The 11,333-nt window shown below is 37.8% G+C and carries 15 protein-coding genes; 5 read left to right on the top strand and 10 right to left on the bottom strand.

Annotated features, from left to right (window positions below; genetic code table 11):
* Nucleotides 1-34: 34 nt before the first annotated feature.
* The 4 genes from ACUN24_RS22255 to ACUN24_RS22240 all read left to right on the top strand — a co-directional run bounded on the left by ACUN24_RS22255 (nt 35) and on the right by ACUN24_RS22240 (nt 2,999).
* Nucleotides 35-925, top strand: coding sequence for an SMP-30/gluconolactonase/LRE family protein (locus ACUN24_RS22255; RefSeq protein WP_445564513.1), 891 nt, complete (start codon nt 35-37; stop codon nt 923-925).
* 510 nt (nt 926-1,435) lie between these two features.
* On the top strand, nt 1,436-1,726 hold the full coding sequence (locus ACUN24_RS22250; RefSeq protein ID WP_445564512.1) for a hypothetical protein: 291 nt from the start codon (nt 1,436-1,438) through the stop codon (nt 1,724-1,726).
* Nucleotides 1,727-1,890: 164 nt separating this feature from the next.
* Nucleotides 1,891-2,079, top strand: a complete 189-nt coding sequence (locus ACUN24_RS22245; RefSeq protein WP_025142821.1) for a cold-shock protein — start codon at nt 1,891-1,893, stop codon at nt 2,077-2,079.
* A 248-nt stretch (nt 2,080-2,327) separates the two neighbouring features.
* Entirely contained in the window at nt 2,328-2,999 is a 672-nt protein-coding gene (locus ACUN24_RS22240) for a hypothetical protein (protein ID WP_445564511.1), read from the top strand.
* Here the strand turns inward: ACUN24_RS22240 and ACUN24_RS22235 are convergent, their stop codons facing one another.
* The 10 genes from ACUN24_RS22235 to ACUN24_RS22190 form a co-directional block, all read right to left on the bottom strand.
* Nucleotides 3,000-3,341, bottom strand: a complete 342-nt coding sequence (locus ACUN24_RS22235) for a hypothetical protein (protein WP_445564510.1) — start codon at nt 3,339-3,341, stop codon at nt 3,000-3,002. It abuts the gene before it with no gap.
* A gap of 490 nt (nt 3,342-3,831) precedes the next feature.
* Nucleotides 3,832-4,740, bottom strand: a complete 909-nt coding sequence (gene moaCB, locus ACUN24_RS22230; RefSeq protein ID WP_445564509.1) for a bifunctional molybdenum cofactor biosynthesis protein MoaC/MoaB — start codon at nt 4,738-4,740, stop codon at nt 3,832-3,834.
* Between the two features lies 1 nt (nt 4,741).
* On the bottom strand, nt 4,742-5,185 hold the full coding sequence (locus ACUN24_RS22225; protein ID WP_445564508.1) for a molybdenum cofactor biosynthesis protein MoaE: 444 nt from the start codon (nt 5,183-5,185) through the stop codon (nt 4,742-4,744).
* A gap of 1 nt (nt 5,186) precedes the next feature.
* On the bottom strand, nt 5,187-6,293 hold the full coding sequence (locus ACUN24_RS22220) for a ThiF family adenylyltransferase (protein WP_445564507.1): 1,107 nt from the start codon (nt 6,291-6,293) through the stop codon (nt 5,187-5,189).
* 5 nt (nt 6,294-6,298) lie between these two features.
* Nucleotides 6,299-6,532: a MoaD/ThiS family protein gene (locus tag ACUN24_RS22215; protein ID WP_445564506.1), complete on the bottom strand. Its 234-nt coding sequence runs from the start codon at nt 6,530-6,532 to the stop codon at nt 6,299-6,301.
* Between the two features lie 4 nt (nt 6,533-6,536).
* Nucleotides 6,537-7,034 (bottom strand): molybdopterin-binding protein, encoded by a 498-nt coding sequence (locus ACUN24_RS22210; RefSeq protein WP_445564505.1) that lies wholly within the window; start codon nt 7,032-7,034, stop codon nt 6,537-6,539.
* Nucleotide 7,035: 1 nt separating this feature from the next.
* Nucleotides 7,036-7,776, bottom strand: a complete 741-nt coding sequence (locus ACUN24_RS22205) for a sulfite exporter TauE/SafE family protein (protein ID WP_445564504.1) — start codon at nt 7,774-7,776, stop codon at nt 7,036-7,038.
* A 3-nt stretch (nt 7,777-7,779) separates the two neighbouring features.
* Nucleotides 7,780-8,958, bottom strand: a complete 1,179-nt coding sequence (locus ACUN24_RS22200) for a molybdopterin molybdotransferase MoeA (protein ID WP_445564503.1) — start codon at nt 8,956-8,958, stop codon at nt 7,780-7,782.
* Nucleotides 8,959-8,965: 7 nt separating this feature from the next.
* Complete coding sequence (gene moaA / locus ACUN24_RS22195; RefSeq protein WP_445564502.1) at nt 8,966-9,946, bottom strand: GTP 3',8-cyclase MoaA; 981 nt, start codon at nt 9,944-9,946, stop codon at nt 8,966-8,968.
* Between the two features lie 363 nt (nt 9,947-10,309).
* Nucleotides 10,310-10,540 (bottom strand): hypothetical protein, encoded by a 231-nt coding sequence (locus tag ACUN24_RS22190; protein ID WP_193420074.1) that lies wholly within the window; start codon nt 10,538-10,540, stop codon nt 10,310-10,312.
* 201 nt (nt 10,541-10,741) lie between these two features.
* Between ACUN24_RS22190 and ACUN24_RS22185 the strand changes: the two genes are divergently transcribed.
* Nucleotides 10,742-11,332, top strand: a complete 591-nt coding sequence (locus ACUN24_RS22185; RefSeq protein WP_445564501.1) for a sigma-70 family RNA polymerase sigma factor — start codon at nt 10,742-10,744, stop codon at nt 11,330-11,332.
* Nucleotide 11,333: the final 1 nt, after the last annotated feature.

The raw sequence follows: 11,333 nt of genomic DNA, 5'->3' as shown, positions 1-11,333 counted from the left end.
TGAAACCTGATAGGTTTTTTTTTAAAAAATACAAATGAAAAATTACTTCTTATCTCTGGCCTTTTCGGGCTTAAGCTTAGCTTCTTTTGCACAAAGTGCAGAACAAAATATTTTTGTCCAGGATAGTTTAAAATTGATTTCTGCGCAGTTTAAGTTTACCGAGGGTGCTTCGGTTGATAAACAAGGAAACGTTTTTTTTACCGATCAGCCCAATGATAAGATTTGGAAATATGATATTGAGGGCAAACTGAGCCTATACATGGATAAATCAGGTAGGGCAAATGGAACTTATTTTGATAAGAAAGGGAACTTAATTGTATGTGCCGACGAAAATAACCAGATCTGGTCTATCGATAAAAACAAGAAAATAAAAGTGCTCTTCAGTGATTATAAAGGCAAAAAAGTAAATGGTCCAAACGATATCTGGTTGGATGCTAAAGGCGGGATATATTTTACCGACCCTTATTACCAACGTGATTACTGGACAAGAAAATCACCCGAAATTCAGGGTCAAAAGGTGTATTATCTGCCGAAAGGAAAAAAAGAAGCAATGATTGTCGCTGATGATGTAATTAAGCCAAACGGTATTGTGGGTACGCCAGATGGTAAATTCTTGTACATTGCCGATATGGGGAATAATAAGACCTACCGTTATGCCATTGGCGTAGATGCCAGATTATCTGACAGGCAGCTGATCGTTAACCAGCATTCTGACGGGATGACTTTAGATAACAAAGGAAATATCTATTTAACCGGAAAAGGAGTGGATATTTACAAACCTACAGGTGAAAAAATAGGACATATTGATGTACCTGAAGAGTGGTGTGGTAACATTTGTTTCGGAGGAAAAGATAAAAACCTGCTATTTATTACGGCCTCAAAATCGTTGTATGTTATTCCAACTAGTGTAAGAGGAGTGGAGTAATATTTCATTAAGACCGTTTAATTAGTATAAAGCCCAAATAATACAGATGAACCGAGCTGAAAAAAAATCTGTTCAGTTTATTCAACCCTTAAAAATATAAATCGCATTAATTAGTTTTGAGATTCCTACTTATAGGGATAGACGACTATGAAAAAGCCCTCTCAGGATTGAAGGGCTTTTTTACTTTTTACAATCCATACAATTGTCATTCTGAACGTAGTGAAGAATCTTTATTACGCCTTTACATAGTCCGTAATAATAAATCGCCATTTAGTAACCCTTGTTATAGAACCTTCGATTTTGTTACCATTGACAGACCTTTCGGAGAGATTTATTTCCATTAAATTCTACTGTCCATTCATATTGATTTTATAAAACAAATTATCCTTCGGAGGCACAGATCATTAAGACTGATCATTTTCATTCCTAAATTGTATAGGTCCTGTTACAATTAATCTAATTCGGAATAATTTTTTAAATTAGCATATATCAAAAAAACCTGATAAGCTTATGGAAAATCTAAAAGAAGAAACCAAAATCAAAGCTTTCCTCACCAGGATAAAAACAGAGTGGCCAGGAGTGGTAGAACGCTTTGAGTTTAAAACAGGTAGTGTAATTTATGTTCATTTAAAGGAGGGTATATCAAGCATGGATTTTCTCGGTAAACTTTCCAGACAGGTAGAACGTTTTGTAGATTTCAGCATGCCTATTATCTTGTATCATATTGAAAGCGATGGCATGAATTTAAGGTCGCATCCGATAAATTGGTACTCTTCCATTACGCAGAGAAAATCTTTTTAATACGTGCAAACCTGTTCGGTTAATACCTTAAACTGTAAAATGGTAGCCATAATCTTTACCGTTGTAAATCTTTTTGTGCATAATTAACAATTTTGTTGGTCAGTAATTTTGGTTTTTGGGTTTTAATCCTATTTTTGGTTTTTAATTTAAAAACATCCAGTATAATGAAAAACGGAACAGTAAAATTTTTTAACTCAGAAAAAGGCTTTGGCTTTATCAAAGAAGAAAGCGGATCTGAGATTTTTGTGCATGCATCAGGCCTGATTGACGAAATCAGAGAAAATGATACAGTTGAGTATGAAGTTCAAGAAGGCAAAAAAGGACTTAATGCAGTGAAAGTAAGAGTTGTTTAATTCTTTCCCCAAAAGATTTTGAGCAGGATTTATTCCTGCTTTTTTTTGCTCCAAAATTCGGTATTCACCTATTTAATCGAATGATTTATTTATTGCACAAAATGTTTTTAAAAAAAAAATCTTACTCATTTCTAGTCGATTACATTTTTAAAGTATTTTAACCATATTTTACATAGTTGTTTTGTAGATTGGATTTTTATTTTTGCTATTGTCGATCTATCCGGCCCGAACCAAACAAATTAAATTTTTTGCAACTCTCAATTTTTTCAATTCAGGAACCTGTTACCAGCAACAAACCTCTTGATCGAGGCACTTTTATGGCCGCAGCACAATTTGTAACGGCACTAAACTTTGCTGACGAATTTGAACTTCTAAGTTTATCGGTTATGAACACTCAGCCTGGCAATGCCAAAAAAGGCGGGCTGGTATTTGTACGCAATGGCAAACTTAAAATGCATCCGGAAATTTATGATCATTTAGCGCTGATATCGATCTCTTCTATCTGTGCAGGAAGTATTTATTTCCATGGCCGTGATAAAATTGCGTCAGAAATTGTAAACCTTCCTTACAGTGATGGCCTTTTAAACCTAGAGGGTGGAGAAGAGGATTATATGGCTTTTAAACGTTTATGCAGCCCTATATCGCGATTTTTTTTGTTGCAGGCTAAAAAAGTGCAATGGTCTGCAATCCTCACTACCTTTCGGTTTTTTATGATTGAAGGCATTTGGGATGTGGTTTATTTTGTTGCCCAAGAGCTTCACCAGGCTGATGCCGATGTACTTGCCTGCGCACAATTATTAGAAAATATGCAAAACGAAAAATGGTATCCAGATTTTTATCTGTCGCTTCAGAATTTCCGAGCCTCACGTTATCCTTTAAGTAAAGCTGGCTTAGCATCGGAGTTGCCGGAGATGTTTTAATTATTTTAGATAATTTTCTAATAAAGCACTTATCTCTTCTCCAAGAGCTCTATTGCCCATATTATTGAGTTTTTGTTGAGAAGAATTGTGTTTTTCAATATAGGTAGCCTCAGTTTTATTAAATTTAAGATAACCCTGTTCAAAATAACGTTCTTCAATTTCGGTAGAAGAATCCATCGATCTGAACCATAATTTAATTAATGATCCTGTAATTTTATCAAAGTAAAGCCAGTGGTAAGTCGCCTCTGCATCTGCATTATCTGGCAGGCCAAGACGCTGAATTTCCAGGATTGTAGTATCAGAATTTTGGAAAAAGTATAAAATCTTATATTTAGACGACATGCGGCAAAAATAGAACTTAATTTTTTATCACAAAAAAGATTTTGCTGTTTAAATTTAATATTGTTGGTTTAAACGAATTGGTCTTTCCCGCGCAAGGTCTATCGTGTGGACACATCTTTTTTACGAATGGTTTGGGCATCATGCTAGCTGGCTCGTTGGTCAGGATCTATGATCTTGACCTTTGACCTCCGGATTTGTAATCCGGTATATAGGTCCAAAGCATTGTTGCAAGAATTTGAAATCCTGTTCAGCTTAAAGATTCTTCACTGCGTTCAGAATGACAGATCAGTAGAGGATTGCAAATCCAGATTAACTCTGCTCGTTGGTCAGGATCTGTGATCTTGACCATTGATTTCCGGATTTATAATCAGTGTATAGTAAGCATTCCTACAAGAATTTGAAATCCTGTTCAGCTTAAAGATTCTTCACTGCGTTCAGAATGACCTATCGGTAGAGGATTACAAATCCCCACTAAAAATAGGTATAAATATTAGTGTTTCTCGCCTTTAATCACCTTAAATAAATGCAAAACCTGTGGGAATAGGGCATCCATGCTTTCTTCTACGCCACTTCTTGAACCTGGGAAGGTAAGTACCAGTGTTTCTCCTATAAAGCCTGCCACACCACGCGAAAGCATGGCATAAGGCATGCGCTCCTGGCCGTAACGTCGGGCAGTTTCCATGATCCCTTCGATATTCCTGTCGATTAAAGGTGCAATGGCTTCTGGTGTTACATCACGTGGCGAAAGTCCGGTACCGCCGGTAAAAATGAGCAATTGAAAACCCGCTTTATTTAATTCGATAGCCTTATTTCTAATCGCATCCATTTCATCCGGGACGATTTCATATTTCTCTGCATTGATATCCCATTGAGTGAGTCTCGAAATAATGGCTTTGCCAGAGCTATCCTGCGCTTTATTTTCGAAAACAGAATCCGAACAAACTACAACTGCAGCTTTTATTTCAGGGAATCTGGCATTTTTAAGGTCAGATTTTCCTCCCGATTTTTTTAAAAGCCTGATGTTCTCTATTTCCACACCTTTATCAATCGGTTTTAACATATCGTACATGGTTAATGCCGTAACCGAAGCCCCATGCATGGCTTCAACTTCAACACCTGTTTTGTAAATAGTATGTACTTCTACCGTAATAATAATGGTTAAACCCACAATTTCGTAGGTAATGGCAGTATATTCAATCGGCAGAGGGTGACAATCAGGAATTACATCACTCGTTTTTTTTACGCCGAATAAGCCGGCTGCACGGGCGAATTCAAATACATCGCCTTTGGGGATTTTGCGCTGTTCAATGGCATCGATGGTTTCCTGCTTCGATACTTTTACTGTAGCGGTTGCAATAGCAATCCTTAAAGTGTTGGATTTTTTTGTGATGTTTACCATGTTAAATATTTTCTTTCCACTGATGGGTTTCGTCTTCGAATATTTCTTTTCCCCAGATCGGTAATTCTGCTTTTAACCGGTCTACCACTTCACTACAGGCGGCCATTGCCGGTTTACGGTGTGCCGACGAAGTGAAAACAAAAAGGCAGATTTCGCCCGTTTTAACAGTACCCAGACTATGATAAATATGCATGCAATGGAGTGGATATTTTTCGAAGATTTCCTCCCTGATCTGATGCATTTTTTCGAGGGCAAGGTCCTCGTATGCGGTATAGGCTATTGCGGTAACACATTTACCTTCAATTTCATCTTTTCTAACCTGGCCCATAAAAATACTATGGCCACCAATAGCTGTTTTGCTGTTGTGTTTAGCAATGCTATCGGCTATAAAAGCAGGTTCGATTGGGCCATCTATAAATATGTTCTTTATCTTTTTTTCGCTCATGTCAGGGTTTGAGAAAATGATCTCTCCATTTTACAATACCACCTTTTAAACTGTATATTTTTTTTGCATCTCCATATTTTTCCTGCATGGCCTCTGCTGCAGCTACACTTCTAATGCCATGCTGGCAGATTAAAACCACATGCTTTTGATAAAATTCTTTGCTCATAAAAGCGCCAAACTCCGACATTGGTACCTGCGTAAAGATCTGTTTATCCAGTATCGGTACTTCGTGTCTTTCGCGTACATCGATTAAAATTGTCGATTCCTGTTGCTGAAGTTTAACCAGTTCGCTGGCATCAATTTCTATATATCCCTGTGGTCCTTCACTGGTGTCCTGATAATCCATATTTAAAAATTCATCAACTGTTTTAGGCAGGGTATAACCGCCTCCGTGACTGATGTTGATGGTATATTGTTCTTGTGTAAGTAAGTTGTAACTTAAAATTTTATTGGTGAGCGACTGCCCGATTTTGGCAATCAATTTAATGGTTTCTGCGGCTGCCATGGTACCCAATATGCCTGGTAATACACCTAAAACGCCATTTTCGGCACAATTGGCTACTTCTCCTTTATCGGGTGGAACGGGGAAAAGATCACGGTAATTGGTGCTGGGCGTTAAATGATCGGGGGTGTTAAATATGGCCAATTGTCCCTCAAAACCCGAAACCGCCGCAAATATAAGTGGTTTGTTCAATAACGCACAGGCATCATTAATCAGGTATCTGGATTCGAAATTGTCTGTACCATCTAGTATGTAATCGTATCTGGATAGAATATCAAGGATATTATTTTTCTGTAAACGGATGGGGTGACGGATGATCCCGATCTGAGTATTCATTTCCTGCAGGCGTTTTGCCGCAATTTCTACTTTCAACTTTCCGATATCAGCCGTCGTAAAAAGAATCTGTCTATGTAAATTAGATAATGAAATGGTATCATCATCAACAATACCAATATGGCCAATGCCGGCAGCAGCCAGGTATTGCAACGCAGGACAGCCTAAGCCACCGGCGCCAATAACAAGAATTTTTGCCCTTAAAAGCTTTTGCTGTGCTTCCTCCCCAAATCCTTTAAGGATAATCTGCCTGTTATATCGCTCTGCACTCATATTGCTTAACCACCAGAAAAAGGTGGCATTATGGCTATTGTAGCCTGGTTTGTAATTTCGGTATTCTGTTGAACAATATTTTTGTTTAGGGCAAGTTTGTATTTTGTGCCTTTCAAGGCTGGAAACCGATCTTCGAGGTATTGTTTCAAGGTATCGGTATCAGCAATGCCATCAATTTCAATTTTTTGATGATTGATGAATTCGGTAATTTGTCCAAAACTGATGATTTCAATTTCCATGCTGCTAATTTACCTGTAAGATGCTGATTTTACTTAATCCTTTTACAAATCTTCTTCCCGTAGCAAAATCACTGGGTGTAATAACGGCTATATTTCCTTTTTCAGCCTTGGTTGGCTCGGTATCATAACTACTTAGAACCATGAGTTGGTTTCCAATTGGCGAATTAAAAATTTCATTCCACGAGTAGACCACTTTATAGTTATCAGTTGCAGTAAAAACGAGATAATATTCGCTCAGTGTTTTTGGTGAAGCAGCATCTATTTCTACTTTGGCCAAAATATCTTTCAAAAGTACACCTTTAATGTTTTTTATACTGCTTTTTCGCTGCATCAAGTGGTTAAAAATCGTCATACTATCCAGATTAACGGATTTATAAGTACTTAAATTGTCTAAAGTAACTGTTAATGGAGCTTTAATCTTTCCTTCGATTGTAAATTGCTTGCTCTCTTGTGCATTTACAGCAAAACTTAAAAATAATAAGCCGATGATCAGGAATTTCATATTATGCATGTGTAAAGAGTAATTTATAGGCGGCCAGTGCCAATACACAGGCCAGGACATTTTTTAAAACAGTTTGCGGGAATTTTAGCGCACCAAAATAAGCCCCGCAAAGGCCACCAACGAAAGCCACGCCAACATAAGTGAGCATGTGGCTATTAAATTCGAAGCCTTTAATGAGTTGACCACCTAAGCCAGCAACCGAATTAACAAAGATGAATGCTGCGCTAATGGCTGCGGTTTGTTTTTGATCTGTCCATTTTAAAAGCAATAGGATAGGAGAAAGGATAATCCCACCCCCGATACCGATCATGCCCGAAAGTAAGCCTATAATACCGCCAATGGCAAGCGATAGTGGGATATTTGATGGTTTGAAATCTTTTGAATCGGTATTTTTAAAGAAGAAAAAACGGATGACCGGGATGAGTAAAAGCAATCCTAAAATCCTTTTATAAATGGAACTTTCGATCATCATCATACCACCTACAAAAGAGAGCGGGATAGAGGCAAGTGCAAAAGGCCAAAAGGTTTTCCACTTAAAATGCCCCCCGCAGTAAAACTGGATAAAGGAAGTGGAGGAAACAAACAGATTTAATAATAATGCTGTTGGCTTCATAATGGCTGGCGAGATGGCAAAAATAGCCATGAGTGCAAGATAGCCACTTGCCCCGCCATGCCCAACCGAAGCATATAAAAAAGCAACAATAAAAAGTAAACAGTAAAAGAGGATGAAGCTTTCTTGCATGGTTTAGCTAGGTAAAATCATTACAGTTAGAATGTCGCCTTGTTTAAAGTTTTCTTTTCTTTCATCGAGGCAGATCAGGCAATTGGCCTGTGCAAAGGAACTTAACCGGTAAGATTCTTGTGAGCTGAGTGGAGTAACTTTTCCATTTTCATATTTGCCTTTAAGGAAATGTGTTAGCCCCTCAGCTTTTGAATAGCCATGTGTAAGCTCGGCCTGAACCTCAATTACACTATTACTTTTATGAGATAATGCTTTAACAGCTGGTAACACATAATTATAGTAACAACTCAATACAGAGGAAGGGTTACCCGGAAGTCCGAATATTAATTTTTGATCTTTTGTGCCAAAAAATAAAGGTTTACCCGGTTTCTGTTTCACCTTATGGAAAACCTGTCTGATGCCACAATGTGAGGCTGCTTCAATTACGAAATCATAATCACCTACACTTACACCTCCCGTTAGCAGGATAACATCACTGTTTTCTACTGCAGTTTGTAATACTTTTTTTAGGATCTCGAGATCATCGTCGGCTTCGTAAACAGCAATTTGTTCAATGCCTTCATATTTTAAAGCAGCAGATAGAGAATAGGAATTCGATTCGTACACCTGTCCAAATTCGAGGGCTTTTCCCGGTTGCTGTAATTCTTTCCCCGTTACAATAACCGAAATCTTTGGCATGGGGTAAACACTAACTTCGTTAACACCAATCCCGGCCAGAAAGCCAATAGCAGCAGGACTAAGCAGATTTCCATGTTCCATCGCCAATGCGCCAACCGTAATTTCTGAACCTTTATCCCGTACGTTTAAGCCAATTTTTAAATTGGGATCTTGCAAAGTGATTTTCCCATCTGTACGTGTGATTTTTTCCTGCATCACCACAGTATCGGCACCTTTAGGTAGCGGAGCTCCTGTAAATATTCTACTGGTTTCGCCGTTTTGTATGGCAATCTTATTTGCCGTTCCTGCGGCCATTTCGCCGATTAAGATGAGTTCTTTTTCGTGATCTGAGAACTTAATGGCATAGCCATCCATGGATGACTGGCTGAATGCAGGAATATCATATTTTGCATAAATATCGGCTGCAAGAATGTGTCCGGATGCTTTTACCAAGTCAATTAAAATGGGATTTAATGCTATTATGTGTTGAGAAATGAGGTGTTTTGCTTCTTTAACGCTGATCATGAAAATTTTATCCTCCAATGGTAATCATACTTCTGTTTTGAATGGTCGTGGCATCAATTTTTTCAAAATCGCTTACCAATTGCCCACCCAATGCTTTCTTTTTGCTCCATATCGCCGATTGAATGAGTGGAAGCACGTCTTCATTTTTCCGCAATGCGGTAAGCAGATCGGTTTCACTATCCGAAAAAAGGCAGTTTTTGAGTTTGCCATCTGCAGTTAAGCGCATGCGGTTACAAGTATCGCAAAAAGGATTGGTCATGGTGCTGATAATGGCAAACGAACCTTCATGACCAGGAATCATGAAACTTTTAGCCGTATCGTGTGGTTCTCCTTTAACAGATAGTATTGTGAAATCTTTTTCGACCACCGATAGGATTTCATCTAAAGAAAACATCTTATTGCTCGTCCATTTGTTACCACTAAAAGGCATGAATTCAATAAACCTGATCTGAATGGGATTGTGTTTGGTCCAACTGATGAAATCGCAGATCTCATCGTCGTTAAGCCCTTTCATCACCACCATATTTATTTTCACTTTTATTTTATGCTGCAAAAGCAATTCGATATTACTTCGTACCTGATGGAAAACATCCCTTCGGGTGATCATAAAGAATTTTTCTGGCTGAAGGGTATCTAAGCTGATGTTGATGGTTTTAATACCTGCTTCTTTTAACACCGGGAGCATTTCAGCAATACGCGTTCCGTTTGTGGTAATGACGAGCTCGACCGGAAGTTTGCCCAGTGCAGCAATAATTTGTGCTGCATCTTTTCTCACCAAAGGCTCTCCACCGGTAAGCCTGATCTTTTTTACGCCATTGGCCACAAAAATTTTTGCCAGTTTAATAATTTCATCAGTCTGCATGAGCCGGGAGGCAGGAGTAAAGTCGTATTCTTCTTCTGGCATGCAATAAAAGCAGCGAAAGTTGCAGTTATCGGTAAGCGATATCCGCAGGTAATCGTGTATTCTTCCAAAAGAATCTGCTATCATTGCTGGTTAATTAAATTATTTTAATTTGTTTCTGTATAAATATCAACCCTCTGTATTCGAAAACTACTGTTTCCGTATCCTGTGGATACTTTTCCTTCGTTACCTTTATGATACCAGTAATTTCTTTCACTAGGGATTAATGCAATAGATGATGCAATTTAAGTATAATCTATTTAAAAATGGCCACACGAAAGTGGTAAGATATGCTTTAATGCAGCAGTTCCTAGTTATTTGTGCAGTCAGATGTTGCCACTAACTGATAAAGTTATTATCTCTGGGAACGAGATTAAGTATCAGATAATAATATCTGACACCACAAGAATATGGTATCCATAATAATTACAGGAAATTTCAATGTTAGGCTTAAAAAGGCTCTGAATGAAAGATTTCAAGATTAATACAGCGCAAACCAATACTGTTAAAGAGTTCGGTAATTTCTTTTGTCCAATCTCTTGGCGAATCTACCCTAAGAATTTTATCAGAATCCCATAAATCAATATTCCATTTAATTTCTTTGAACTGGCTGTTCAGCAATGGGCTGATTACGTTTAACTCGTTATCCGAGGATACATTTGTTTTGAAAACGGCTATCATATAGAAAAGTTTTTAGGTTTGTTGGAACTGTAGACGTACAACTTTAGAAATTACTTTAAGTAGGAGTGATTTTTTTAATTTTTTTATTTAGCTCAATTAACTAAACAAGCATTTCTAAAAACATTAAATAATTTGTAAGGATCTTTCATCTCGTACGACTAACAGTTTAAACATTATATTTATATTAAGATATTACCAAACATGCAAAACGAAACGGACAAAGGCCTTACAGCCAAAAGTCTTTACTCAGATCCGATTAGCTGGGTAGAAAAATATGCCGATTATCTCTATGGTTTTGCAATGTCTAGATTAAGAGATGAAGATGTGGCCAAAGATTTGGTGCAAGATACCTTTTTGGCAGGATTGCAAAGACTAGATGGTTTTGAGGGGAATAGTAAAGAGAAAACCTGGTTAACAGCCATCCTTAAAAATAAGATTGCGGATTTTTACCGAAAACGATCTGCCAACAGTTTTAATGTAACGGTCTCGGGAGACGAATTGCAGAGTTTTTTTGATGCGAAATCAGGGCATTGGACAGAAAAAGATTATCCAAGGGCATTTGGTTTGGAAACAGACAATCCTTTGATGATGAAAGAAATAGGCAGTATATTAAATGAATGTTTAGCTAAACTCCCCGGATTATGGTTTTCTGTATTCTCAATGAAACATATGGACGATCTTGCATCAGAACTGATCTGTACCGAACTTAAACTTACTGCGGCTAATTTCTGGGTAATTATGCACCGCACAAAACTTAACCTGAGGGCATGCCTTCAAAAAAACTGGAACTGAT

The sequence above is a fragment of the Pedobacter sp. WC2501 genome (genome assembly GCF_052682415.1).
This window is presented reverse-complemented; position numbering and strand designations above follow the sequence as displayed.